This window comes from Cellulosimicrobium sp. NPDC030954 (assembly GCF_055571305.1).
On record NZ_JBVIFN010000016.1, the window covers coordinates 14,474 to 39,418 of the forward strand.

Consider the following 24,945-nt stretch of genomic DNA (forward strand, 5'->3'; position numbering starts at 1 on the left):
GAGCGGCAACGCGAGACACTCGACCGTAACCGATTCGTTATCACAACCCAAACCACCTGCTCAGCCCGCACATCCGCCGAGATCGACCCGTCCGTGTCGAGATCGACCTCCCGAGGGTCGATCTCGGACGCTCGGGCCGATCTCGCGACGGCGATCCCCCGACAACGCGCGGACTCGCGGCGGCCTCACCCCGCGGGCGTCACCGCGACCCGCAGCAGCCGGTCGTCGCCGTCGCGCGGGTCCCCGCGCCCGTCGGTGTTGTTGGTCAGCACGTACAGCACGGAGCTCCCGTCGGCCCCGAGCGGCGTCGCCGGGTCCACCAGGACGGCGCGCAGCCGACCCCGGTCCGTGAGCACGGCCTGGGGCGGGCCGAACGCGGCGGCCGACGTCCCGCCGTCGGGCGTCGCGAAGGGCACGCGCCACAGCGCCTGGCCCCGCAGCCCCGCCAGGTACGCGCCCTCGCGGGTCGCGGCCAGCCCGCTCGGCGAGGCGTCCGACGTCGACCACGTCGCCACCGGGTCCACGAACCCCGACTCCGCGCCGCCCACCCCCTCGACCTCCGGCCAGCCGTAGTTCCCGCCCGGCACGACGACGTTGAGCTCGTCGAACGTGTCCTGGCCGAACTCCGACGCCAGCATCCGGCCCGTCACGTCCCACGCGATCCCCTGGACGTTGCGGTGCCCCAGGCTCCACACCGGCGAGGCCGGGTCCGGGTTCCCCGGCGCGGGCGCGCCGTCCACCGTCAGGCGCAGGATCTTGCCGTTGAGCGCACCCGCGACCTGCGCCGCGCCGCGCTGCTGCGCGTCCCCCGTCGTCACGTAGAGGTAGCCGTCGGGCCCGAACGCGAGCCGGCCGCCGTCGTGCGTGGAGGCCGCGGGGATGCCCTGGAGGATCGGGGAGAGGGCCGACAGCTCGCGACCGGCGAGCGTCCCCCGCAGGACCTCGTTGCCTCCGGCGGCGGTCCGGTAGACGAACACCTCCCCCGGTGCTGCGCCGCCCTCGGGTCCGACCGCCACCCCGAGCAGACCCGACTCGCCCGTCGCGACCGTGCCGTCGTGCAGGTCGTCCGCGCCCGGTCCCGTGACCGGCTCGACGGCGCCCGACGCCGGGTCCACGACGACCAGGCCGCGCTCGTCGCGCAGCGAGACGAGCAGCGTCCCGTCCGCGAGCGCCGCGAGCCCCCACGGCGCGGGGAGCCCGGTCGCCACCTCGGTCACGTCCACCCGCACCTCGGGCACGACGGCGAGACCGGGCTCGGGTGCCGGCGCGCTCGTCTCCGCGGGTTCGCTCGGCTCGGCGGTGGCCGTCGTGACCGACGGCCCCGGTGCGGGTTCCGGGCCGTCGTCGGGCGTGCACGCCGCCAGCAGCACGACGGCGGCCCCCACCACGACCGCGGACCTCGCCCGACGCGCGGTCGACCGGTTCGTGGGCATGCGCCCATCGTCGCGCGCCGCGGTCGCCGTCGCACGAGGCGAGGCGCCGACCGTCAGAGGCGGGTCAGGCCGCGCTTGAGGCCGCGGATCGCCTGGCCGATGCGGTGCTCGTTCTCGATGAGCGCGAACCGCACGAACTCGTCGCCGCCGGGGCCGAACCCGACGCCCGGGGACACCGCGACGTCGCACTCCTCGACGAGGTGCGTCGCGAACTCGATCGAGCCCATGTCGCGGTAGGGCTCGGGGATGCGAGCCCACGCGAACATGGTGCCGCCGGGCTTGTGGATGTCCCAGCCGATGCGCTGCAGGCCGTCGTGCAGGGCGTCGCGACGCGACTCGTACACCGACGAGATCTCCTGCGGGAACTCGGTCGCCTCGTTGAGCGTCACGGTCGCGGCGATCTGGATCGGCTGGAACGTGCCGTAGTCGAGGTAGCTCTTGAGCTTGGCGAGCGCCCCGACGACGTCGCGGCGGCCCACGAGGAACGCGACGCGCCAGCCCGCCATGGAGAACGACTTCGTCATGGAGTACAGCTCGACCGCGACCTCGCGCGCGCCCTCGCACTGCATGATCGAGGGCGGCTCGAACCCGTCGAACGTCATGTCCGCGTAGGCGAGGTCGTGCACGAGCACGACGTCCTTGTCCCGCGCCCAGTCGACGAGGCGCTGGAGGTCCTCCTTGGTCGCGACCGTCGTCGTCGGGTTGTGCGGGAACGACAGGACGACGACGCGCGGCTTGGGCCAGCCCAGCTCCCACGCCTCGATGATGCGGTCAATGTACCCCGCGGCGTCGGTCCCGTCGCCGATGGGGACCTGGCGCGCGTCGGCGCCCGCGAAGTAGGGACCCCAGATGTGGATGGGGTAGCTCGGCGTGGGGACGAGCGCGACGTCTCCCGGCTGCAGCAGCACCCACATGAGGTGGCTGAAGCCCTCCTTGGCGCCGATGGTCGAGATGATCTCGGTGTCCGGGTCGAGGCTCACGCCGAAGCGGCGCTGGTACAGGCCCGCGACGGCCTCGCGGAGCTTGGGGATGCCGCGCGACGCGGAGTAGCGGTGGTTGCGCGAGTTCTGCGCGGCCTCGGCGAGCTTGTCGACGGCGACCTGCGGGCTGGGCAGGTCCGGGTTGCCGAAGCCGAGGTCCACGACGTCGCGCCCCGCTCGGCGTGCCTCGATCTTGAGCCCGTCGATGATGGTGAAGACGTAGGGCGGCAGACCGGGGATCCGGCGGAACTCCATCGCAGTGCTCCAGCTCTGTGCGGGACGCCCGGGCGCGGGGTGCGCACGGGTCGCGGGTCTCGCAGGGTACGCCTGCTGCCGGACGCCGCGCGTCCCCTCTCGTCACGACGGCGCGCCACGGCTCCTCGGGGGAGCGGCGCTCAGCCGTCCCAGCCGAGGTTGCGCGCCATGCGCTCGAGCGTCGCGACCGTCTGCGCGTACTCCGCGCGGCTGATGCCGTCAGCGACCCGCTCGCGCGAGACCGACACCGCGTCGAGCAGGTCGTGGTAGGCGTGGTTGCCCGCGACGGTCACCGACAGGCTGCCCGCGCCGTCGCGCGCGACCCAGCCGCGGCGGACGAGGTCGTCGATCTCCGCCGTCACGGCGCTCGCCCCGCGCCCGGGCCCGGGCGCCGCCCCCGTGAAGGGCGAGAGGACGCCGTCGACACTCGTCTCCTCGCTCACGCCGTCCCGGATGGTGTTGAGCACCTGCCAGTGCCGGCGCGTGAGCCCGGAGTGCTGGAACACGCCGTCGAAGCTCTCGTCGATGAGCCGGTCGACGAGCTTGAGCCAGTACCCGATCGGGCGCTCCGGCGGAGCGGACGGTGTCGACTCCTGGTCGCTCACGGGAGACCTCCGTGCTCGTCGTCGGTGGGTCCGTCCACTGTCGCACCGTGACCTCCCAGCCGCCACGTCACGCGACGCTCAGTCCTCCCGCGCGCCGAGCACACCCTCCGGGTCGCGTGCGACGGCGCGCAGGAGGATCCGCCACATGCCCTCGACCCGGGCCGTGAGGTCGTCCAGGTGCGAGAGGTGGGTCGACACCGTCTGCACCCCGTCGAACCAGGCGACGACGTGCCACGCCGTCTCGTCGACGTCGACACCCTCGACGAGCTCGCCGTCGGCGGCCGCCTGGGCGAGGTACGTCCGCGCCAGGTCGATCCAGCCGACGAACGGGACGGGGAGGTCCGCGTCGACGTTCTCGGCCTCGAGCCGCAGCCGGGAGGCCGCGCGGAACACGGCGCTCTCCCGGTAGACGGTCGCCACCTGGCGCGACGCGTCGACGAGCGCGGCCAGGCCTCGGGTCCCTCGTTCCTCGTGCGCCGCGCGCAGCGGGACCCACTGCTCGGCGACGTCCTCGGAGATCGCGCGGGCGAGCTCCGCCTTGGAGCTGAAGTGGAAGAAGATCGTGCCCTTGGTGAGGCCGAGCGCCGCGGAGAGGTCGTTCAACGACGTCGCGGCGTAGCCCTTCGCGGCGAAGTGGGCCGCGGCGACCTCGAGGATCCTCCGGCGGGTCGCCGCCTTCTGCTCGCTGCGGGTCGTCGGGGGCACGGCACCTCTTCACGTCGTCCTGGATCGCTCCCCCTGCGTCAGCGTACGAGATGACGTGGCCGCGCGCGTCACGCACCGATCGAGGTCGTCAACCCGCCCGCGCGGATCCCGTCGAGGTCGATGCGACGGTCGCACGCCGAGGCCACCTGCTCGGAGTGGGTCGCGATGACGACGGTCGCGCCGCCCTCGGCGAACGACCGGAGCGACGACACGACCATCTCGGCGTTGTCGTGGTCGAGGGCGCCGGTGGGCTCGTCGGCGAGCACGACAGACGGGTCCTTGACGACCAGCCGTGCGAGCGCGACCCGCTGCTGCTCCCCGCCGCTGAGCTGGTACACCGGCTCCCCGCCGCGGCCCGCGAGCCCGACCTGCCCGAGCGCCGCCTCGAACGTCGTCCGCCGGCTCGCCCTGCGTCCGCGGGCGGCGATGGCGAGGTTCTCGTCGACGGACGCGTTGTCGACCAGTGCGTAGTTCTGGAAGAGGTACCCCAGCGCGTCCCGGCGGAACTGCCGGGTACGACGGCGCCCGAGCCTGGTCAGGTCGGTGCCGTCCACGACGATCCGTCCCGCGGTCACGGGCTCGAGCAGACCGATGCAGTTGAGGAGCGTCGACTTGCCCGACCCGCTGCGGCCCGTGAGCGCCACCATGCTCCCGGGCTCCACGGTGAACGAGAGGCCCTCCCACAGGGTGCGGCGGCCGAAGGCCTTGCTGAGCTCGTCGACCACGAGGGTCGTCGGTCCGGTCATGGTCAGGCCTCCGAGGATCGGGTACGGACGAGACGGCGGCCGAGGACCGCGAGCGCGCCCACGAGCGCGGCCAGGCTCACCGCGACGACGGCGGCGAGGAGCACCGGCTGCCAGTGGCCGAGGACGACGAGCACCTGCGAGGTCGTCGGGTCCGCCCCGGGGCGGACGGTCGCGGTGAGCCCCGACACCGTGGTCCACACCGACCACGCCACGACGGCCAGCGCCAGCGCGAGCTCGGCCCCCAGCAGGCCGCGGTGCGTGCGGACGAAGCCCCACCCGCTGATGTGCCGGACGAAGATCGACTGGGCGTTCTTGCGCGTCGAGACCTGCGCGACGGCGACGGAGGTGCCGAGCAGCACCGCGAGCGCGGCGACGGCGTTGAACACCTGGAGGCGGGTGTCGTTCACGAGCGCCGCGTGCTCCTGCGCCGCGGCGAGCGCGACCGGTTGGTACGCCATCGCGATCTCCTGCGCACCGACCGACGCCAGCCCGTCACGCGCCGTCGCGGCGTCGGTGACGACGAGCCCCTGCCTCGTCCCGAGCGAGGTGAAGTCGTCGGGCGCGAAGATCCCGGACCCACCGTTCACGACGACCGCGACCCCGTCGCGCACCAGGACGGACTGGTTCGGTCGGTCGGCGGCACCGTAGGTGAACAGCTCTTGGTCCGGCGCGAGCACACGGGTGCGGACCTCGACGTCCTGGGCGCCCCGCGAGAACCCGTCGAGCCAGTACCGCACGTCGTCGACGATCGACGCGGTCGCGTCCTCGTACCGGCTCGGGACCAGGACCGTCACCACGTCCTCGGGAAGCTCGACGATCCGTTCGCCGTCGGCGTCGCTGACGTCCTGCTGCGCGAGGTAGGCGTTGTTGACCAGGAGCGAGTCGTGCTGCCCCGGCAGCTCTCGTCCCCAGGAGACCTCGCCCTGACCCGCGAGGACGACGTCCCCGTCGGCCTCGGCGGCCAGCAGCCACTCGCCCGCGGGGACGGCGAGCGCGTCGAACTCCTCCTGGGAGAGGTTCGGCGTGAAGAGGATGTGGACTCCCTCCCCCGCGGCTGTCCAGCGTCCGCTCGCCGCGCTCTGCCCGGCGAGCTGGACGGCGGCGACGCTCGTCGCCACGACGGCGGCGATCGTGACGAGGAGGGCCGGCGTCCGCACGAGGTACACCGCGACGCCGGTCGCCCGGGCCGGCAGCCTGCCCTTGAGCGCTTCGAGGACGGGCCGCTCGGCCGCGAGCGCGAGCGCGAGCACGTGCGTGACGAGCGCGAGGAGCACGAAGGCGGCGGTCAGGACTCCCGCCGCGGCAGCGAACGTCCGCCACTGCGCCCCGCCGTTGTACAGGGCGAGCAGTCCGGCGTCCACGAGCGCGACGGCGACGAGCGTGACGGCCAGCGCCGGGAGCGACCGGCGCAGGTCGCGGCCGAGGATCAGGGCCGGCGGCACGCCGTGCAGCCGCTGGACGGCGTAGCCGCGGACGTTCGTCAGCACGCTCGCGGCCACGACCACGACCACGAGCAGGGCGGCGACGAGCGCGCTGAGCGCCAGCGGCTGCGTCACGAGCCACCCGAGGATCTGCGGCGGCGCGTAGTAGGTCCGGGACTCGACGACGTACCCCTGCGCGCGCAGGGCCTCTGCGAGGATCGGCGTCGCAGCGGGGTCGCCGAACGTGAAGTAGTGCCCGCGCGGGTCCACGTCCGCGCGCTCCGCCAGGGGGTGCACGGCTGTCCGCACGTCCTGGCTGAACGCCGGGTACCCGTCCTCGAGCCACACGCCCGAGGCGAGGCCGGGGTTGCCGACCGTGAGATACAGGTGCCGGGACCGGGCCGGGTCGTGCAGGTCCTCGACGAAGCGCACGACGTTCACGCGGTGCTGCGCGGCGACCCGCTCGATCGTCTCGACCACGTGGGCGCTCGACGACGTCGGCGTCTCCCCGCTCACGACCAGGATGTCGGTGGCGCCGAGCGGCCCCAGGTCGTCCATCGCGCGCAGGAACAGGAACGCCGCGAGCGACGCGTACACCGCCAGGATCGCGTACGCGAGCCGGATCCCTCGACTCTTCACGCCATGCTCTCCTCAGCTCGTGCCGTGCTCGGGCAGCCGTCCGGTCCCGGTCGCGCCGCGTGCGCGACCGGGACCGGGTTCGCTCGGCGCAGCGCTCAGCAGTGGCGCCAGTACGCCTTGTCGATGCGGAACGGGTTGCTGTCCCACGCGCGGGCGGTCGCCCAGCTCCCGCCGCCACGGCACAGCGAGCGCGCGAGGCCCGAGTCGCCCGTCACGCTCGATCCGTGCACGCGCGAGGAGTGGTAGTAGTCCGACCAGTTGTAGCTCGCGGTCAGGCTCGTGACGCCGTAGTCCCAGGTCCCGCCACCGGCCGAGACCCGGGTCGCGTACGCAGCGGTCGCACCGGCCGCGACGAGCCCGAGGCTCAGGGTCGCACCGATGAACGCCCTGCGGACGCGGCCCTGCCTCGGTCGACGCGCCTCCCGGTGCTCGACCTCGTCGTGCGCGACGTGCTGGACGTCGCTCGTCATGACTGACATGTCTCTCCTCTCGTCATCGTGAGGTGAGGCTGCTGCCCCCCGCGGAGAACCTACTGATCGGTCGACCGGTCAGTCAATCCTCCCGACCATCCCTGCCGTGGCAGAGTGGGCGTATGAGCGAGAGCACCTCCGCGCCGCGCCGCGCGCTGATCGTCGTCGACGTCCAGCCCACGTTCTGCGAGGGCGGCGAGCTGGGGGTCGAGGGCGGGAACGCCGTCGCGCAGCGCATCGCCGACCACGCACGCGAGCACCGCGACGCCTACGACCTCGTCGTCACGACCCAGGACTGGCACGTGGACCCGGGCGAGCACTGGAGCCCGGAACCGGACTTCGTCGACACCTGGCCCCCGCACGGGATCGCGGGCACCCCGAACGCCGAGCTCCACCCCGCCCTGGCCGACCTCGCGCCCGACGCCGGGGTCAAGAAGGGCGAGTACCAGGCCGCGTACTCCGGCTTCGAGGGGGTCGACGTCGGCGGCCGGCCGCTCGCGGACGTCCTGCGCGACGCGGGGATCGAGGCGGTCGACGTCGTCGGCATCGCCGAGTCGCACTGCGTGCGCGCGACGGCGCTCGACGCCCACGCGCTCGGGCTCGTCACCCGGGTCCTCACCGACCTCACGGTGCCCGTCACGCCCGAGCTGGGCGCCGCGGCGCGCGAGGAGCTCGCGGCGGCCGGCGTCGCGCTGGAGCCGAGCACCGCCATCGGGCGCTGACGGCGCCGGGGGCGCTGGCGGCCGGTCAGCGGCGGCGAGCCTCCAGGGCCGCGGCGTAGAGGTCGCGCTTGGGCACGCCGGCGTCCCGGGCGACGTCCGCGACGACGTCCTTGAGCCGCTCCCCGCCGTCGACGCGCGCCAGCACGCCCGGGACGAGCTCGGCGAGCGGGACCGGCCCGCGCGGCGGCGCACCGCCGACCACGACGCAGATCTCCCCCCGGAGCTGCTCCTCGGCGGCGCGCTCCGCGAGCTCGGCGAGGGGTCCGCGCAGCACCTCCTCGTAGGTCTTGGTGAGCTCGCGCGCGACGGCCGCCGGGCGGTCCGCACCGAACGCCTCGGCCATCGCGGCGATCGTCTCGGCCACGCGGTGCGGTGCCTCGAAGAACACGAGCGTGCGCGGCTCGTCGGCGAGCGCGGCGAGCGCGCGCGACCGGTCGCCCACCTTGCGCGGCAGGAACCCCTCGAAGCAGAAGCGGTCCGTCGGGAGCCCGGAGAGCGCGAGGGCCGTGAGCACCGCGCTCGGCCCGGGCGCCGTCGTCACCGGGACCCCGCGCTCCACCGCGCGCGCGACGACGCGGAAGCCGGGGTCCGACACGCTCGGCATCCCCGCGTCCGAGACGACGAGCACCGTCCCGCCGCCGTCGACGACGTCGAGCAGGTCGTCCGCACGGTCGGTCTCGTTGTGCTCGTGGAAGCTGAGGACGCGTCCGCCGACCTGCACCCCCAGCCGGCCCGCGAGCGCGTGGAGGCGGCGCGTGTCCTCCGCCGCGACGACGTCGGCCTCCGCGAGCAGGCGCCGCAGCCGCGGGCTCGCGTCCTCCGCGTTGCCGATGGGGGTGCCGCCCAGCACCAGGTGCCCGGCCTCCCGCGGGGTCGTGGGCCGGTCGGCGTCGGGCACGTCGGTCGAGGAGGACATGGTTCCCAGGGTTCCACACCCGGGTGCCCCTACGATGGCCAGCGTGTCCCAGCCGCCCGCCGACGCGCACCCCTGGCCCCGGCCCGCGTCCGACGCCTCCGACGTCCCCGACGTCCGCTCGGACGACGCCGGGACCCGGCCGCCGCCCGACGCCGGTTCGTCCGACCCGTCGGACGACCCGGCCGCCGAGTCGCCGGGCGAGACGCAGGGCGAGACGCAGGGCGAGCGGGCCGACGAGGCCGCGGGCCCCGAGCACGACGCCGCGTCCGACCTGACGCACCGCGAGCGTCTCCTGCTCGCGCTGCTCGGGCCGCGCCGTCTGGCGCTGGGGGCGACCGCGCACGACCGCCTGTGGGGGTGGCTCGGGGTCGCGATCGTCGCCGCGGTCGCCGCGGTGCTGCGGCTGTGGAACCTCGGCCGGCCCGGAACGCTCGTGTTCGACGAGACGTACTACGTCAAGCAGGCGTGGACGCTGCTCCAGGTCGGGTACGAGGCCGACTGGCCCGAGGAGCCCAACCCGGCGTTCGAGGCCGGGGACGTGAGCTCGTTCCTCCCGACGGCCGACTACGTGGTCCACCCGCCGCTCGGCAAGTGGATGATCGCCCTCGGCATGAGGTTCTTCGGCGGCGCCGAGAACCCGTGGACGTGGCGGATCGCGTCCGCGGTCGTCGGGGTGGTCGCCGTCGTGCTCGTGGCGCGGATCGCACGACGGCTGTTCGCCTCGACCGCGATGGGGATCGTCGCGGGCGCGCTCATGGCCGTGGACGGCGAGGCGATCGTGCACTCGCGCACCGGCCTGCTCGACAACATGCTCATGATCTGGGTGCTCGTCGCGTTCGGGTGCCTGCTCCTCGACCGCGAGCAGGCCCGGCGGCGGCTCGCCGACCGCTGCGGCGCGATCCTCGACGCCGGCGGGACGATCGGACGCTACGGGCCGGGCCTCGGGTGGCGGTGGTGGCGCTTCGCGGCGGCCGTCGCGCTGGGCCTCGCGTGCGGGGTCAAGTGGTCCGGGCTGTACTTCCTCGCCGTCTTCGCCGTCGTGTCGGTGCTGTGGGACGCGACGGCGCGGCGCACGGCGGGCGTCGGGCGCTGGTGGGAGGACGCGCTCGTGCGCGACGCGATCCCCGCCGCGCTCGTCATGCTCCCGACGGCGGCGCTCGCCTACCTCGGAGCGTGGACGTCGTGGTTCCGCACCCCCGGGGCCTACATGCGCCAGTGGGCGCTCGACCACCCCGGCGAGGGCGTCGCGTGGCTCCCGCCCGCGCTGCGGTCCCTGTGGGAGTACCACCTCAAGATGTGGGACTTCCACAACGGGCTCACGTCCGAGCACACGTACGAGGCGCACCCGCTCGGGTGGATCCTCCAGTGGCGGCCGACGTCGTTCTACTGGCGCTCCTACGACCCCGGCGAGGCCGGGTGCGAGGTCGAGCGGTGCGCCCGCGCGATCACGTCGCTCGGCAACCCCGTGCTGTGGTGGACGGCGGCGCTCGCGATCCTCGTCGCGCTCTGGGCGCTCGTCCGCCTCAAGGACTGGCGGGCGCTCGCCGTCCTCAGCGGGATCGTCGCCGGGTGGGCCCCGTGGTTCCTCTACGCCGAGCGGACGATCTTCACGTTCTACTCGATCGTGTTCACCCCGTGGGTCGTGCTCACGCTCGTGTACGCGATGACGCTCGCGCTCGAACGCACCGAGCACCGCCCGGTCGCGCGGGCGCGCCTGCGGGTGGGGCTCACGGTCCTGCTCACGACGATCGGCGCCGTCAGCGTGTTCTTCTACCCCATCTGGACGGCGTGGCAGGTGCCCTACTGGTTCTGGCGCCTGCACATGTGGCTGCCGACCTGGATCTGACGCGTCACCAGTCGACCTGCGCCGACTCGTGGAACGCGATCCCTGCGCGCCGCCAGACGTGCGCCTCGCGCGCCACGCGACGGCGGTAGTCGTCCCAGTCCTTGCGGTCCGGTGCGGTCCAGCCCACCTCGGCGACGGCGCTCAGGCGCGGCAGGAGCATGGTGAACAGCGCGTCGAGCGTCGGGATCCGCTCCGTCCAGACGGCCGCCTCGACGCCCTCGATCGTGTCGGCCGGCAGACCCGGCACGACCTCCTCGGGCTCCCAGCCGTAGGAGTCGCGCGCCTCGACGAGGCCGGCCCAGTCCTGGCCCAGGGCCGGGTCGAAGTCCGCCGTGTACCGCATGTCGAGGTAGACGCGGTTCGCCGGCGACAGGAGGATGCGCGCCCCGGCCTTCGCGGCGTCGACGAGGTACGTGAGGTCCATGGGGTGCGTGTCCCAGTACTGCACGATCGTGCCCGGGCGCAGCGGTGCCTTGGCCGCCTCCTGCCAGGCGACCGGCTTCTTGCCGGCCTCGAGGATCACGCGCTCGCACAGCTCGACGAACCGCGCGTACTCCGCGGGCTCCATCTTCAGCACCTCGTCGCCGCCCAGGTGCACGTGCTCGCCGTCGGTCGCGTGGGCGAGGTCCGTGAACACGTCGCGCAGGAACGGCTCGGTGGCGGGCAGGTCGAACGTGAGGCGCGAGAAGCCGACCTCGATGCCGGAGTACGCGTCGGTGGCGACGCCGTCGGGCATGAGGTCCCCGTAGACGTGCGTCGCCGCGTTGATGTGGCCCGGGACGTCGATCTCCGGCACGACGCGCACGAAGCGCTCCGCCGCGTGGTCCTGCAGCGCCCGGAAGTCCGCGAGGGACAGGTGCCCGCCCTTCCCACCGGACGTGTCGGTCCCGGAGGAGAGCTTGGCGAGCTCGGGCCGCGACGGCGACTCGATGCGCCAGCCCTGGTCGTCCGTGAGGTGCAGGTGGAGCACGTTGAGCTTGTACGCGGCCGCGACGTCGATCACGGTGCGCAGCGCGTCGAGGTCGAAGAACGTCCGCGCGACGTCGACGGACAGGCCGCGCCAGGGGTAGCGGGGCGCGTCGTGCACGACGACGTGCGGCACCCGCGCGGGCTCGTCGCCCGGGCCGGGCGCCTCGACGAGCTGCCGCAGCGTCTGCAGCGCGTGGAACAGGCCGGCCGGCTCGGCCGCGGCCGCGGTCACACCGCCGTCGTCGACGACGAGGCTGTAGCGCTCCGGGCTCGTCGAGCCTGCGGGACCCGCCTGCGCGTCGATCCGGAGCACGAGCGCGGTTCCGAAGCCCGCCGCGGAGTCCGTCGCGGCGCCCGCCGAGGAGGGAGACCCGGTGCCGTCGGACGCCGGGTCGTCGTGTGTCGCGCCGACGCCGTCGAGGCCGCTCAGGAGCGCGGCGGCCAGGTCCCCGAGCCACGGGGCGGTCCGCCCGAGGCCGAGCGCGTGGACCTCCAGCGCGGCGACGGGGACGTGGCCCGCGCCGGGCTCGACCTGCAGGGGCTGGGGGATGATCGAGACCATCGGGTACCTCGTCGTCTGGGGCTGGGATCGAATCGATTCGGCTTTTGCGAGCGCCACACCCTAACCCGGGCCCCCCGGCGCGGCCAACCGCCTCGAGACGCGGCTCGGGTCAGCGCGAGGGAGCGACGTAGCGCGGGCTCGGGTCGAGCGAGAGCACGCCCTCGACGTCGCGCGCCGGGTCGGAGGAACCGGTGGTCCACCCGCCGACCAGACCCTGCGGCAGGCCGTCGAGCAGCACGCCCCAGTCGCGGACACGCGCGCCGTAGCCGTCGCCGGAGGTGGACTGCAGCACGACCGCCGTCTCGCCGGCCCCCAGGTCGAGGCCGGCCGCGTCGCGGATGGCGTCCGCGTCCGAGCGCTGCAGCACGACGAGCTTCTGCGGGAGCCCCTCCGTGCGCACGACCTCCCCCACGGCGTCGATCGCCGCACCCAGCTCGGTCGCCTCGACGGTGCCGGTCGGGACGCCCCCGCCGGCGCGCCGGGCGTCGACGTCGAGGGCGACCCCCACGGTCGGGCGGGCGAGGACGTCCGCGTACTCCGCCACCTGCTCGTCGAAGGCCGCTCGCCCCGGCTCGAACCGCAGGACGACCAGCACGCCCGCCGTCGCGGCGGCGTCCACGAGCGGCAGCAGCTCCTCGGCCGGGATCTCCGTCGAGTAGTCCCGGTCCGTCCCCGCGCTCGACGACGCCCGGGTCGCGGGGACCTCGAGCACCGGGACCACGACGTCGTCCGGGGCCGCCTGGGCGTACGAGGCCGCCGCGTCCTGCGCCCGCGCGACGGCGTCGGACATCGCCCGCTCCCCCACCGCCACGAGGCCCGACGTCACCGCGTCCGCCTCGACCGCCACGTACCGCACCCCGTCGGCGAGCACGAGCTGGGACCCGCTCGGGAGCAGGTCGCCGGCCTCGGCCGTGCGCAGCCGCCACGCGAGGTCCTCCGCGGACCCGAAGCTCGCCCCGATGCCCACGACGGCGAGCGCCTTCGCCGCCGCGAGCGCGTCGACGACCTCCGCCGAGGACCGCGGGTCGCCCTGCGGCACCTCGAGCGGCACCGCCCCGGCCGCGCGCGCCGTCGCGATCGCCGCGGACTGCGGGCCGCCCGCCGCGTCGAGGCTCCCCGGCTCCGTGAGCGCGAGGACCTCCGTGAGCGTCTCCGGCTCGCCGCGCTCGGGGAGCGCGGCACGGACGTCGTCGAGGTCGTGCGGGTCGAGCGCCCCGTCCGCACCGAGCGCGCCCACGTCGAGCAGGACGCGCTCGACGTCCTCGACGTCGCCCAGCGTCGCGCGCTCGAGGGTCTCGCCCGCGTCGTCCTGCCCCGGGGGCGCGTCCTCCTCGCCGACCTCGACGACGGCGACGGTGCCGAGCCGGGCGAGCTCCGTGCGCAGGCCGCCGTCGGAGATGGCCCCACCGACCAGGAGCACGGGCGCCGCGAGCTCGACCGCGGCGGCGGCCGCCGTGGCCTGCGCGGCCTCGTCGCCGGCGACCGCGAGGACGACCACGGGCGCGGACGTGAAGAAGGCCTGGCTGCTCGTCAGCGCGAGCTCCGCCGGGTCGACCGAGTCGAGCACGAGCACGCCGTCGCTCGGCTCCGCGGCGCGCGCGACGAGCCCGGTCTCGACCGCGGACGGTCCGTCGGCCTTCGCGCTCTCCGCGGCGCAGCCACCGAGCGCCGCGACGGCACCGAGACTGAGGACGACGGGGAGGGCGACAGGGACGAATCGGACCTTCCGAGAGTTCACGCCCCCCATCATCGCGCACGCCGCGAGCACCGCCGACCCCCGGATGTGTGGGACTCGTGACGGTCGGCCCGTCGGGTGGACGCGGGCCGGTCCGGCGACGCGCGTTCGAGACGCGCCGCGAACGCTCGGGGCGCGGGGTGACCGGGACCGGCATACTGGCCGGGCCCGAACCCATCGCCGAGGAGATCGCATGTCGACCCCCGACCAGCCCGACCAGAACCCGCAGTCCGGCGGGACTCCGCCCTCCGGACCGCCCGCGTACGGCGCGCCGCAGCCCGGCGAGCCGCAGCAGCCCCCGCAGGCCCCGCAGTACGGCGCCCCGCAGGCACCCCAGTACGGCGCGCCGCAGGCGCCGCAGTACAGCGCCCCGCAGGCCGGCACGCCCGGGTACGCCGCCCCTGCCCAGGACCCCGGCAAGACGATGGGCATCGTCGGCCTCGTGCTGTCGTTCCTCGGCTGCCTCTCGATCGTGGGCCTGATCCTCAGCATCGTCGCCTTCAACAAGTCGAAGAAGGCCGGCTACAAGAACGGCGTCGCCCTCGCGGGCATCATCGTCGGTGCCGTCGTGCTGGTGATCTCGATCATCGTCGGCATCGTGCTGGGCATCGGCCTCGCCACGGTGGCCGAGAAGTGCGCCGAGCTCGGCCCGGGCACGCACTACGAGAACGGCATCGAGTACACCTGCGGCTGACCGCCCGCGCGCTCCGCACAGGACGAAGGCCCCCGCCGACGGCGGGGGCCTTCGTCGTCCGTCAGCCGGCGTCGACGTCGGCGGCGCAGCGGAACCCGAGATGGGTCGTCGCGCTGTCGTCCGACTGCGGGGACCGGGCCGCGGGCCGGTACCGGCGGCAGTACTCGGGCGCGCACAGGTGCGACCCGCCCTTGGTGACCCGCATGACCTGCGGCGACGTCGTCGGGGCCAGGAGGTTGGGGCGCATCCCGGCGTCCGGCCCGCGCGTGCCGGGGACGACGTGGCGGGGCGTGAACGTGTCGACCGTCCACTCCCACGTGTTCCCGACGAGGTCCACCAGCCCGTACGCGTTCGGCGCGTAGGAGCCGACGGGCGACGTCCCGCCCCACCCCTCGTCGAGGTACGGGAAGCGGCCCCGCCACGTGTTCGCCATCCGCCGCCCGCCCGGCGCGAGCTCGTCGCCCCACGCGAACTCGGCGCCCTCCAGCCCGCCGCGGGCCGCGCGCTCCCACTCGGCCTCCGTCGGCAGCCGCCGCCCCGCCCACGCCGCGTAGGCCGACGCGTCCTCGAACGCGACGAGCACCACCGGGTGATCCGGGCGGTCGTCGACGTCGGAGCCCGGCCCCTGCGGCGAACGCCACGACGCCCCCGGCTGCCACCGCCACCACTGGCGCCATTCGCTCAGGTCGACAGGACCCGTCGTCGGGGTGAACACGAGCCCCCCGGGCACGAGGTCCGCCGGGTCGGCCCCCGGGAAGTCGGCCGGGTCGAGCGCGCGCTCCGCGACCGTGACGTACCCCGTGTCCGCGACGAACGCCGCGAACTGCGCGTTCGTCACCGGGTGCCGCTCCAGCAGGAACGACTCGACCTCCCGGTCGTGCGCCGGCCCCTCCTCGGGGTAATGCCGGTCGGAACCCATGCGGAACGTCCCACCCGGGACGGTGACGAGCTCGGTGAGCACCACGCGGCCAGCATAGGTGCGGCGCGTCCGAGCGGCGCAGCGACCAGGGCGATGGCTTCCCCTGCGCGCACTGCCGGGAGAGGATGACCCGTGCGCAGCCGCCGGAGAGAGCCCGAACCTGAGCCCGACCTCGACGCGTTCGAGGACGGGCTCGCCCTGCTGCGCCGCGACGGTGTAACGATGGGTCACGTGGCGACGTCGCTCGGGCACTTCCGCGGCCTGTTCACCTTCACGCCGCATCCCTGGGTGTGGCTCGTGGTCGTCTGGGACGACGGCGCCAAGGAGCGCGCCGTCGAGGACTACCCGCCGTGGACCTACGTCGCCGAGATGCGCGACGGGTACCTCGAGTGGGAGGGCGGTCGCGGCTCGCGGCGCACCGGACGGTACGAGATCGAGTGGGTGGACCGCGACCGTGCCACGGCCGAGCGCGCACGCCTCGGCATCCGTCGCGAGGACTTCTAACCACCGGCGGGGAGCACGCGAAGCGCCTCGCGAGCTGCGGAGAAAAGACGAGGCCCTCGCCGCCGCAGGTCGTCAACCTGGTCTCGGCGAGGGTCTCTCCGGTGGACCTCCGTAGAGTGTTTGAGAACCCCTGCCCACACCTGAGAACCTTGTTTTTGCGAAAGTCACGAGGCTCCTACAACCACGGCCAGCGTTCCTCCGAGTTTACCGTTTGGGACTGCTGCACATATAGGTGACACCTTGACCTGCCCCACGGTTCGGTTACCAGATCGGGCCTGGTGGTTCAGCTTCTCCAGCGAGGAAGTTCGAACATGCCGAAGCCGTATCCACCCGAGTTCCGTGCCAGGGCGGTCGCCCTCGTGCGGGCCGGCAGGCCTGCCAGCGCGGTCGCGGGTGACCTGTCGATCAGCGCGAGCTGCTTGCAGAACTGGCTGCGTCAGGACCGCATCGACCGTGGCGAGATCGAGGGTGTCCCGCGGACCGAGAGTGCCGACCTGCGACGAGCGCGGGCACGGATCCGCGAGCTGGAACGCGAGGTCGAGATCCTGCGCGTCGCGTCGAACCTGCTCGGGCAGGAGGCCCCGCACCCAAAAGGATCCACCCGGTGATCGACACCCTCGTCGCCGCCGGGCACCCGGTCCTGACCTGCTGCCGTGTCCTGGGAGTCAGCAAGCCGGGCTACTACCGGTACCGCAACTGCGCCACGTCCCCGACGCAGCTGCGCCGCCAGTGGCTCACCGGGCTGATCCGGGAGGTCCACGTCGCCTCGCGCGGCACCTACGGCTACCGGCGCGTGCACGCCGAATTGACCATGGCGATGGACGTGACCGTTTCGGCCCGGCTGGTATTCACCCTCATGCATCACGCCGGGATCTGCAACTCATCGATACTCTTGAAGTGACAAGACCTGCCGCATGGAGCACGAGGGCCGACGTGAGGTATCCGCACCTGGAGGCACTAGAGGGGGACTGGAACTACAGGCAGTTCTACTACGGGGCTGAGCCAGCCGCTCGAAGCCTAGACGACGACCCGCGCGTCGATGTGGACTCTGACATGCTCCGTTTCGCCAGTGTTCTTGTCGATGTCACAGGTCTGGGCGGCGACCCCGACGAGAGGGCGGATGCCATCTTGCACTTGGTCGCTGCTGAAGCGTCCCGAGAAATGCGTGTGGGCTCGGTCTTGCAGCCTCTCGGCGTGATAGCCACGTTGTGGAACTGCGATACCGACCACAACTTCTCTCGCCGACTGGCGGACCGCGCCGCGACTCTCTTCCAAGGTGCCGCATTAGTCGGTGCCTTACGTGCGATCGCGTGGCATCTCTCCCAGTCCTCGACGAGCCACCTGCGCGCCGACCTGGTTCGCCAGGCTCGCGACGTGCTAACCGAGAGCGGAATGCAAGTTGGTCATTCGGTGCTGCTAGCAGACGACGCTCACGCTCACCTTCGCTTGTCGGAACAGGTACGTGACGGCTACGAGGAGACTCGCGATGCGCTTGCCAGGATTGGAACGCTCTTGCTCGGAGCGGCACATGCGTACGCGATCCAAGAGCCCTGGGATCCGTTCGTCCAGTTGCGAATGAGTAAGGAGCGCATCGAACACAAAGTGGCGCTGGGGCGGGTAATGGATGACGAACCGCCGATCCGCCTCGCTCTTGATCGCGCGGTACAGATACTAGAGGAGAGCGGCAGGCAAGGGCAAACGGCTTTTGAATCCCATCTTTCCAATCTCGGTCATGCGCGTGATATGGAAGCGCTTTTCAGGTCGCGCGAATCCCACGGAACGAGTCGTCGTCCCGAACTTCTCGATCCTACGGTCACGCAATTTATTCAGCTTGAGGTCGAACTAGGGCGACTCGTATGACTAACCAGGAAGAGATTCCCACCTCGGGGAGCGGCAGGATCGAGCGGCCCATCGAGAACCCGCCCCGAGGCGAGGAGTACGACCGCTTTGTAGACGTTCTGGGAGGCGCATTCGATGCCGAAGCGAGAGGCGACCTGGTGGGTGCGCTCGACATCGTGCGTTCAGCTCGACTGCCCCCCGATGCGTTCGCCGATGGCGTGAGAGTCAAGGGCAGTCAGATCACTCTCGAGGTCTCGGCCCAGCTCATGACGCTGAGGGCCTACCGGGCCGAACTGTCGCTGCGGCTCGGCCAGTGGCGTGACGCACCGCGTAATGATTCGAACTCGGACTCGCCTCACGGCTTCCTGACCATGTACGAATCGCTGGGCCCTCGGCTGCCGGAGTCGAACTCCCTTCTCAGACTTTTCATGGATCGACTTCGAGTCCGGGTTGGACTCGAGCACCACAGGTACATCCGGGCCGCAGCGTGGGCCTACGACATGCATGCTCTGCTTCGCGCGAACGACTCCCTCGCATCGAACTTCGGCCTCTGGTCTGGAGAATCGCTGGGGAATATGGCCGTCGCGATGTCGGGACTCGGCTTCAAGCGCACCGCCGACTCGCTCTACCGTCAGTCCATTGACAGGTTGGGTGAGAGCGCTTCAAACCGCGCGGCGATTCTCGTCCGCTACGGGAGCATGCTCTGGTCTCAAGGATCCTACGACGCGGCGGAGTCCAATTACCGCGAGGCATTCAATGCCCTCGCGAACTTGGAGGAGCAGACCGTTACGACGCTGCATGACCAAGTACGGGTGCGTGCACGACTGGCTGACTGTCACCTCATCTCCGAACGCTGGGACGAAGCGGCTTCAATGATTTTCGGTGCGTTCGATCTCCTCGACGCCGCGCGTGGTCTCGGCGTATACCAACTGGCGAGGTCTGTCGACGCCAGTGTCGCGGAAGACATTGAGCACCTCCTCTCCTACATGACCCGTCTACCGTTCGAACACCTAGACGCGGCGCGGGTCGTCAAGGCACTACTCATTGTCGGCAATTCCTCGACTGCCGCACGCCTACGCAACGGTACGAAACGTCCTGATGCCCGCGCCCGAATCTGGGCCGATGAGCTCGACAAGACTGCCCGAGCGGCTGTCGAGTCAGCGGCCTTCTGGCGACCTGTCGGAGCCGCAGACGTCGAGGCCGTAATCGATTCGCCTCATCCGATTCTTCTGACAATGCTGTCGATGGGCACAGCCAAACGGCTGTATGGACTTTCAGTTCTAGTCGGCGCCGGCCTCGCTGCGGATGTACGTACGTGGTCACTGGATTCTGGCGAGGACGCTGAGGCATTCGAACTGCTGCAAGTCCTGCTGACACCACCTCCGGGCAGTGTTGACCAGAAGGCTGGCAAGGCCTGGACTCGACCGTGGGATGTTCAGGCCATGACCGCGCTTTCTGACCGGCTTTTCCCTGTGGATGCGCTTGCGAGGGCGATTGGAACGCGAGCAGAGGGCATCGCTGTTGTGCCGGTCGGCGCGATGTGGGAGTTCCCGTTCACGGCCATCGCCATTGGCGGCCAACCGCTGGGGGCAACCGCGCCCGTCGTGCTCACGCCGGGTCCGACCATCAATCAACAAGTCCCGCGCGGCTCGAAGTGGGCCGGTCACTTTGACCTGTCTCTCGCGGCCGCCCTCAATGACCTCAGGGTGGCAGTGCGGGTCTCGGGTGCGGCAGGCAGTCGCCTGGACCTATTCACCAACCTTGAGGAGTTTTCGAAGGTCGCCGGTGAGCAGGGCGTGGGCGTCCTGTTGTTCGCGGGCCATGGAGAGGTCCTTCAACGCGGTCAGCGTCTGCGCCTCGCCACCGGTGAAACTTGTCAGGCAGTTGATCTCAAAGGGCTCAGACAGGGTGCCGTCGTCGTGCTCAATGCTTGCTGGACTGGTGCGGTCACTGACGTCCACGGGAGCGACACTTCGGAGCAAGCGCTTCAGTTCCTCGTCGGAGGTGCCCACAGTGTGCTCGGCACACTTGGTCCGATCAACGACAGTCGAGCCAGCGAGTTTCTTGCCGAGTATCTGCCCGCTGTTGCGAGAGGAAGGACATCAGCGCAGGCGGCGCTACACGCGATCCGTGTTCTACTGGACGCAGAGCAGGGACGGCCGCTCAGCAGCTGGGCCTCGTACGCAACGTTGGGGCGCGGATGCAAATATGCTGGCAACCTGGGTACCGAGAGGATGAGTTCGTGAGCGTAGAGGTCAGGCTGACAGGCAAGGCGGCTACACACGCGCAGACACTCGTGGCTGAGTTGCTGGCCGAGGGCGTGGGGGTTCGACCGGCTGAACCCGCCGTTCCCGACGCAGATCGCGATCTGGCAAGTATTGCGACAGCCTTCGCAGTCGGCCTTGCCGTGGAGGCGACCGTCACGGTCGTGCGGGCCGCCGTGGACCGTTGGCGCTCAAAGTTCGCGATCGACTCCGGGGATGTTTCCTTGAGCGACGATGCGGATGCAGACGGAACTGGAGAGGACGGCGCGGCACCCTCATAGCCCGCGCGTTGTGAGGTGACACACCCGCCAGCAGGTGCAGGATGGTTGGTCGAGCGCGGGGATGGCTGCTGAACGTCACTCCGGGAGCTGGCGGGCAATGAGGCGTTCGGAGCCTGACCCGGTTTCCCGGACAGGTTCTGTTGGTTGATCATGCCGCGAGGCCGGCGGCGGTGTGAAGGGTTTCGGTGGGGCTGCGGTAGCCGAGTCCGGAGTGTCGGCGCACGGGTTGTAGAAGCCTTCGATCCACTCGAAGATCGCGGACGCGAGTTCGGCCTTGGTTGGCCAGTGCTGGCGGTCCAGGAGCTCGCGCTGCATGGTCGCCCAGAACGACTCGATCATCGAGTTGTCCACGGACGAGGCCACCCGGCCCATCGATCCGAGCAGCCCGGCCTCGCGCAGACGGTGACCGAAGATCCACGAGGTGTACTGACTGCCTCTATCGGCATGCACGATGGTCCCCGGCGCGGGCGGCGTCTCCAGCGGGCCATCTCGAGCGCGTCGACGACGAGATCGGAGCGCATGTGGTCGGCGATCGACCAGCCCACGACCTGGCGGGTGAACACGTCCAGGACCGCGCAGCAGTACACGCGCCCTTCGCTGGTGGGGTGCTCGGTGATGTCGGTGCACCACAGCCGGTCCGGGCCGCTGGCGGTGAAGTCGCGCCGCACCAGGTCCTCGTGCGGCGCCGGTGCCGGACGGTGGCCTCGGCGTTTGCGCCGGTGACACACCCCGACAAGGCCCGCGTCGCGCATCAGGCGTGCTACGCGTTAGCGCCCGCACCGGATCCCCAGCCCCAACCGGAGCTCGGCATGCACCTGCGGGGCACCGTAGGTCGCCCGCGACGCCTGGTGGATCCGGGTGATCGTCGAGGCCAACGCCTCGTCGCAGACCGCCCGCGCCGAAGGCGCGCGCTGGTCGGCTTCGTAGAAGCCTGAGCGAGAGATGCCCACCACCCGGCACGTCACCGCGACGGGCACCCCGTCGCCGGCGAGCTCGCGAACGAACCGGGCACTCATTTTGGGAGCACGTTCTCCTGGCGAAGTATGCCGAAGCGCGTTGTCTCGCCCCGGGTTCAGTGGAGGCTGGTGTGTCCCGCGTTCCGTGGAGTCGGATTACTGGATTCTTGTGCCACCTGACCCTGTAGGAGGGGCCTCGTGGGACGTCGTGGGTATCCGTCGGAGTTCCGGCGCAAGGTGTTGGACCTGCTCGAATCGGGCCGCAAGGTCGCGGACGTGGCGCGTGATCTGGAGATCAGCGACCAGACGATCTACGCCTGGCGGCGCCAGGACCGCATCGACAAGGGCCTCGAGCCGGGCCCGAGCAGTGTGGAGAAGGCCGAGCTGGCCGCGGCGAGGAAGCGGATCGTCGAGCTCGAGACCGAGCTGGCGATCCACCGGCGCGCGAGCGAGCTGCTGGGGAGGGTGGTGCCCCCAAAAGGCGGTTCGAAGCGATCGCGGTGATGGCCGGCGAAGGGCTGCCAGTTCAGCCCGCAGTGCGGGCCCTCGGTTGCTCGGAGTCCGGTTACTACGCCTCGCTAGTGCGGGCACCCTCAGCCCGTCATGTGCGGCATACCCTGCTCACCGAGACCATCCGCACCATCCACACCGCCTCCCGGGGCATCTACGGCGCCCGGCGGGTGCACGCCGAGCTCGCCAAGGGCCACGGCATCCAGGTCTGGCACGGGACCGTTGAGATGCTCATGGCCCGCGCCGGGCTCAAGGGCGTCGGCGGGCGACCGAAGTGGCGTCGGGCCCGCCCCGACCTGATCTCCACCGACCTGGTAGACCGGCAGTTCGCCCGTGATGGCGTGAACGAGCTGTGGGTCACCGACATCACCGAGCACCCCACCCGGGAGGGCAAGGTGTACTGCACCGTGGTGCTCGACGTCTGCTCCCGGCGAGTCGTCGGGTGGTCGATCGACTCCTCGCCCACCGCCGCCTTGGTCACCAACGCACTGGGCATGGCCATCGAGAACCGCCGGCCACCGGCCGGGACGATCATCCACTCGGACCACGGCGTCCAGTTCGGGTCCTGGGCCTTCACCACCCGGGCCAAGGACTCCGGCCTGGTGCCGTCGATGGGATCGATCGGCGATTGCTACGACAACGCCGTCATCGAGAGCTTCTGGTCGCGCATGCAGGTCGAGCTCCTTGACCGGCGTCGATGGCGCACCCGCCTGGAGTTGGCGAACGCGATCTTCGAGTACCTCGAGATCTTCCACAACCGCCAGCGCCGGCACTCCGCGCTCGGCTGGCTGACACCCGTAGAGTTCGAGAACGCAGCAACGATCACCGTGGCCTAGATTCCAAAAACCCGACTCCACAGAAGCCGGGGCACACCAGAGCCTCCATCAGACCCGGGGCGAGACAATGGTCATGGCACGTCCCTCGAAGTACCCGCCGGAGTTGCGGGAGCGTGCGGTGCGGATGGTCGCTGAGGTGCGACCGAACTACGGCACGGAGTACGAGGCGATCCGCGAGGTCGCGCGCAAGCTCGGGATCGGTTCGGCCGAGACGTTGCGGCAGTGGGTGCGCCGCGGGCAGGTCGATGCCGGTCAACGCCCCGGGATCACGTCCGAGGAGTCGGCGGAGATCAAGCGGTTGCGGCGCGAGAACGCCGAGCTGCGTCGGGCGAACGAGATCTTGAAAGCGGCGTCGGCTTTCTTCGCGGCCGAGCTCGACCGGCCACAGACCAGGTAGTGGCGTTCATCGAGGCGCACAAGGATCGCTCCGTGGGTGGTCTGCGTTGGGGAGTCGAGCCGATCGTCGCTGTCCTGCGCGAGCAGGGCGTCCCGATCGCCCCGTCCACGTACTACGAGGCTCGAGGCCGTGCCCCCTCGCGCCGGGCGGTGCGTGACGAGCAGCTGCGCAAGGTCGTGTTCGAGGAGTGGTCCAAGCGACGGGTCCTGGGTGCCAGGAAGCTGTGGCTGCGACTGCGCAGGGACGGGCACGACATCGCCCGGTGCACCGTGGAGCGCCTCATGGGCGAGCTCGGCATCACCGGGGTGGTGCGGGGCAAGGCGCGACGTGTGGGGCCACCGGGGCCGGCGGCGGTCCGTGCCGCCGATCTGGTCGACCGGCACTTCGCCGCGATCGCGCCCAACACGTTGTGGGTCGCGGACTTCACTTACGTCCCGACCTGGTCGGGCATGGTCTACGTCGCGTTCGTCTTCGACGTCCACTCCCGCCGGATCCTGGGCTGGCGGGCAGCGACATCGATGCGGACCAGCCTGGTGCTGGACTGCCTGGAGATGGCGCTGTGGACCCGGCGCACCGAGGGAGTGGTGGACCTGTCCGGGCTGGTCCACCACACCGACGCCGGCAGCCAGTACACCTCGATCGCGTTCACCGACCGCCTCATCGACCACGGCATCGACGCATCGGTCGGGTCCGTCGGGGACGCGTACGACAACGCCCTGGCCGAGTCCCAGATCGGGCTCTACAAGACCGAGCTCATCCGCCCCGAAGGCCCCCGGAAGGGCCTCGACGACGTCGAGGCCGCCACCTTGGACTGGGTCCACTGGTTCAACACCGAGCGCACCCACGGATCCATCGACGACCTCACCCCGGTCGAAGCCGAAGCGGCCTACTACAGTCACCACCAACGCCAAGCCGACTCGGCTTGACGCACGAAACCCAGTCCCCGGACACGCCGGGGTGACTCAGTCTGCTCTGCGGTCGCGGGGGGTGACTTCCCGTAGGACGGTGGCGTTGTTGAGCGCGGTGACGGCGAGCGAGGACTTCATGCGTGAGTCCATCGAGTAGCCCGCAATCCGCCCGGACCAGGCGTCCTTGATCGCGCACAGGTATCTCCGCGATCGGCGGCTCGCCCATCAGCAGACTCAACAGCCTGCCCGGACATCACACCTAGTGCGTCCGGGTTCCCTAAAGCCCTTATGTCGAGCGCCGGTCACAGGCGTCCAGCACTGTCTGTGCTGCCGCCCCGCGGTCCGATGTCACCTCGTGCTCCCAGACGCGCACGACAGTCCACCCGAGGCTCTGAGCGGTTTCGGTCGCGGCGGCGTCTCGCGCCCTGGTCCGAGTCATCTTCGCTTCCCAGAGGGCGGCGTTGGGCCCTGTGAACGGTGAGCGTCGCCCGTGCTGTGGGCACGAGTCCCAGTAGCACCCGTCCACCCACACCGCGACGTGGCGAGAGGGTAGGACGATGTCAGGTGTGCAGGAAGGTGCGAGCCTGCGTTGCAGGCGGAAGCGCACCCCTCGGGCGTGAAGTGCCCGCCGCAGGGCGACCTCGGGTGCCGTGTCGCGGTTGCGCCGCCCAGACAGGACTGCGCTGGAACTGGTGCTCTTCCACTGCTCGCCCATGCCACGACGATACGAGGCCCGTACTAGGGCCTGTTTCGGAAGTGGTCAGCGGTGGCTGATCCAGTCCAGGAGGTGGCTCGTGATGGTGGTGTGGTCTGCCTCGGTCGTGGTGTGCTCG

The 24,945-nt window shown here is 71.4% G+C and carries 23 protein-coding genes and 2 pseudogenes; 10 read left to right on the forward strand and 15 right to left on the reverse strand.

Translation table 11 applies throughout. The features are described from left to right. Nucleotides 1-185: 185 nt before the first annotated feature. The 7 genes from ACZ402_RS19455 to ACZ402_RS19485 form a co-directional block, all read right to left on the reverse strand. Nucleotides 186-1,433 (reverse strand): PQQ-dependent sugar dehydrogenase, encoded by a 1,248-nt coding sequence (locus ACZ402_RS19455; RefSeq protein ID WP_375825084.1) that lies wholly within the window; start codon nucleotides 1,431-1,433, stop codon nucleotides 186-188. Nucleotides 1,434-1,486: 53 nt separating this feature from the next. Further along, nucleotides 1,487-2,668, reverse strand: a complete 1,182-nt coding sequence (locus tag ACZ402_RS19460) for an aminotransferase class I/II-fold pyridoxal phosphate-dependent enzyme (protein WP_375825083.1) — start codon at nucleotides 2,666-2,668, stop codon at nucleotides 1,487-1,489. Between the two features lie 140 nt (nucleotides 2,669-2,808). Then, the gene (locus ACZ402_RS19465) at nucleotides 2,809-3,273 is read right to left on the reverse strand and encodes a MarR family winged helix-turn-helix transcriptional regulator (RefSeq protein ID WP_375825082.1); all 465 of its coding nucleotides are present in this window, start codon (nucleotides 3,271-3,273) and stop codon (nucleotides 2,809-2,811) included. Nucleotides 3,274-3,351: 78 nt separating this feature from the next. Next, the gene (locus ACZ402_RS19470; protein WP_375825081.1) at nucleotides 3,352-3,978 is read right to left on the reverse strand and encodes a ScbR family autoregulator-binding transcription factor; all 627 of its coding nucleotides are present in this window, start codon (nucleotides 3,976-3,978) and stop codon (nucleotides 3,352-3,354) included. A 68-nt stretch (nucleotides 3,979-4,046) separates the two neighbouring features. Beyond that, nucleotides 4,047-4,724: an ATP-binding cassette domain-containing protein gene (locus ACZ402_RS19475; protein WP_375825080.1), complete on the reverse strand. Its 678-nt coding sequence runs from the start codon at nucleotides 4,722-4,724 to the stop codon at nucleotides 4,047-4,049. A gap of 2 nt (nucleotides 4,725-4,726) precedes the next feature. Then, nucleotides 4,727-6,784, reverse strand: a complete 2,058-nt coding sequence (locus ACZ402_RS19480) for a hypothetical protein (protein WP_375825079.1) — start codon at nucleotides 6,782-6,784, stop codon at nucleotides 4,727-4,729. Nucleotides 6,785-6,879: 95 nt separating this feature from the next. Continuing rightward, nucleotides 6,880-7,263: a lactococcin 972 family bacteriocin gene (locus tag ACZ402_RS19485; protein WP_375825078.1), complete on the reverse strand. Its 384-nt coding sequence runs from the start codon at nucleotides 7,261-7,263 to the stop codon at nucleotides 6,880-6,882. A 113-nt stretch (nucleotides 7,264-7,376) separates the two neighbouring features. Between ACZ402_RS19485 and ACZ402_RS19490 the strand changes: the two genes are divergently transcribed. Then, nucleotides 7,377-7,976: an isochorismatase family protein gene (locus ACZ402_RS19490; protein ID WP_375825077.1), complete on the forward strand. Its 600-nt coding sequence runs from the start codon at nucleotides 7,377-7,379 to the stop codon at nucleotides 7,974-7,976. 25 nt (nucleotides 7,977-8,001) lie between these two features. Here ACZ402_RS19490 and rsmI read toward each other — a convergent pair whose 3' ends face one another. Continuing rightward, a complete protein-coding gene (gene rsmI, locus ACZ402_RS19495) occupies nucleotides 8,002-8,892 on the reverse strand; it encodes a 16S rRNA (cytidine(1402)-2'-O)-methyltransferase (RefSeq protein WP_375825076.1) in 891 nt (296 codons plus the stop codon). A 34-nt stretch (nucleotides 8,893-8,926) separates the two neighbouring features. Here rsmI and ACZ402_RS19500 point away from each other — a divergent pair, with 34 nt between their 5' ends. Next, entirely contained in the window at nucleotides 8,927-10,738 is a 1,812-nt protein-coding gene (locus ACZ402_RS19500) for a dolichyl-phosphate-mannose--protein mannosyltransferase (RefSeq protein WP_375825074.1), read from the forward strand. A gap of 4 nt (nucleotides 10,739-10,742) precedes the next feature. On the opposite strand, the gene ACZ402_RS19505 is transcribed toward ACZ402_RS19500, so the two are convergent. Both ACZ402_RS19505 and ACZ402_RS19510 read right to left on the reverse strand, forming a co-directional pair. Then, nucleotides 10,743-12,269, reverse strand: coding sequence for a family 20 glycosylhydrolase (locus tag ACZ402_RS19505; RefSeq protein WP_375825073.1), 1,527 nt, complete (start codon nucleotides 12,267-12,269; stop codon nucleotides 10,743-10,745). Nucleotides 12,270-12,378: 109 nt separating this feature from the next. Continuing rightward, complete coding sequence (locus tag ACZ402_RS19510; RefSeq protein WP_375825072.1) at nucleotides 12,379-14,007, reverse strand: hypothetical protein; 1,629 nt, start codon at nucleotides 14,005-14,007, stop codon at nucleotides 12,379-12,381. A gap of 190 nt (nucleotides 14,008-14,197) precedes the next feature. Between ACZ402_RS19510 and ACZ402_RS19515 the strand changes: the two genes are divergently transcribed. After that, complete coding sequence (locus tag ACZ402_RS19515) at nucleotides 14,198-14,698, forward strand: DUF4190 domain-containing protein (RefSeq protein ID WP_375825071.1); 501 nt, start codon at nucleotides 14,198-14,200, stop codon at nucleotides 14,696-14,698. A 61-nt stretch (nucleotides 14,699-14,759) separates the two neighbouring features. Here ACZ402_RS19515 and ACZ402_RS19520 read toward each other — a convergent pair whose 3' ends face one another. Next, nucleotides 14,760-15,617, reverse strand: coding sequence for a formylglycine-generating enzyme family protein (locus ACZ402_RS19520; RefSeq protein ID WP_375825159.1), 858 nt, complete (start codon nucleotides 15,615-15,617; stop codon nucleotides 14,760-14,762). A gap of 132 nt (nucleotides 15,618-15,749) precedes the next feature. Between ACZ402_RS19520 and ACZ402_RS19525 the strand changes: the two genes are divergently transcribed. The 5 genes and pseudogenes from ACZ402_RS19525 (at nucleotide 15,750) to ACZ402_RS19545 (ending at nucleotide 20,505) form a co-directional block, all read left to right on the forward strand. Beyond that, nucleotides 15,750-16,121, forward strand: coding sequence for a hypothetical protein (locus tag ACZ402_RS19525; protein WP_375825070.1), 372 nt, complete (start codon nucleotides 15,750-15,752; stop codon nucleotides 16,119-16,121). Between the two features lie 311 nt (nucleotides 16,122-16,432). Next, a pseudogene (locus ACZ402_RS19530) lies at nucleotides 16,433-16,995 on the forward strand (transposase); the annotation flags it as partial. 179 nt (nucleotides 16,996-17,174) lie between these two features. Beyond that, on the forward strand, nucleotides 17,175-17,981 hold the full coding sequence (locus ACZ402_RS19535) for a hypothetical protein (protein WP_375825069.1): 807 nt from the start codon (nucleotides 17,175-17,177) through the stop codon (nucleotides 17,979-17,981). Next, nucleotides 17,978-20,206, forward strand: a complete 2,229-nt coding sequence (locus ACZ402_RS19540; protein WP_375825068.1) for a CHAT domain-containing protein — start codon at nucleotides 17,978-17,980, stop codon at nucleotides 20,204-20,206. Before ACZ402_RS19535 ends, ACZ402_RS19540 begins: the two co-directional genes overlap by 4 nt. Next, nucleotides 20,203-20,505, forward strand: coding sequence for a hypothetical protein (locus ACZ402_RS19545; RefSeq protein ID WP_375825067.1), 303 nt, complete (start codon nucleotides 20,203-20,205; stop codon nucleotides 20,503-20,505). Before ACZ402_RS19540 ends, ACZ402_RS19545 begins: the two co-directional genes overlap by 4 nt. Before the next feature lie 75 nt (nucleotides 20,506-20,580). On the opposite strand, the gene ACZ402_RS19550 is transcribed toward ACZ402_RS19545, so the two are convergent. The 3 genes from ACZ402_RS19550 to ACZ402_RS19560 are packed head-to-tail and all read right to left on the reverse strand — an operon-like array spanning nucleotide 20,581 to nucleotide 21,521. Further along, nucleotides 20,581-20,955: a hypothetical protein gene (locus tag ACZ402_RS19550; protein WP_375825161.1), complete on the reverse strand. Its 375-nt coding sequence runs from the start codon at nucleotides 20,953-20,955 to the stop codon at nucleotides 20,581-20,583. Next, entirely contained in the window at nucleotides 20,841-21,257 is a 417-nt protein-coding gene (locus tag ACZ402_RS19555) for a DDE-type integrase/transposase/recombinase (protein WP_375825066.1), read from the reverse strand. The genes ACZ402_RS19550 and ACZ402_RS19555 overlap by 115 nt, the downstream gene beginning before the upstream one ends. A gap of 15 nt (nucleotides 21,258-21,272) precedes the next feature. Further along, entirely contained in the window at nucleotides 21,273-21,521 is a 249-nt protein-coding gene (locus tag ACZ402_RS19560; protein ID WP_375825065.1) for an IS3 family transposase, read from the reverse strand. Nucleotides 21,522-21,659: 138 nt separating this feature from the next. Between ACZ402_RS19560 and ACZ402_RS19565 the strand changes: the two are divergent. After that, nucleotides 21,660-22,807 (forward strand): annotated as a pseudogene (locus ACZ402_RS19565) (IS3 family transposase). A gap of 73 nt (nucleotides 22,808-22,880) precedes the next feature. Then, nucleotides 22,881-24,130, forward strand: a protein-coding gene (locus ACZ402_RS19570) for an IS3 family transposase (protein WP_375825064.1) whose coding sequence is annotated in 2 segments (ribosomal slippage) — nucleotides 22,881-23,163 and nucleotides 23,163-24,130 — 1,251 coding nt in all. Because the reading frame shifts where the segments join, the coding sequence is not laid out codon by codon here. A 268-nt stretch (nucleotides 24,131-24,398) separates the two neighbouring features. On the opposite strand, the gene ACZ402_RS19575 is transcribed toward ACZ402_RS19570, so the two are convergent. After that, nucleotides 24,399-24,827, reverse strand: coding sequence for a very short patch repair endonuclease (locus ACZ402_RS19575; RefSeq protein WP_375825063.1), 429 nt, complete (start codon nucleotides 24,825-24,827; stop codon nucleotides 24,399-24,401). Nucleotides 24,828-24,945: the final 118 nt, after the last annotated feature.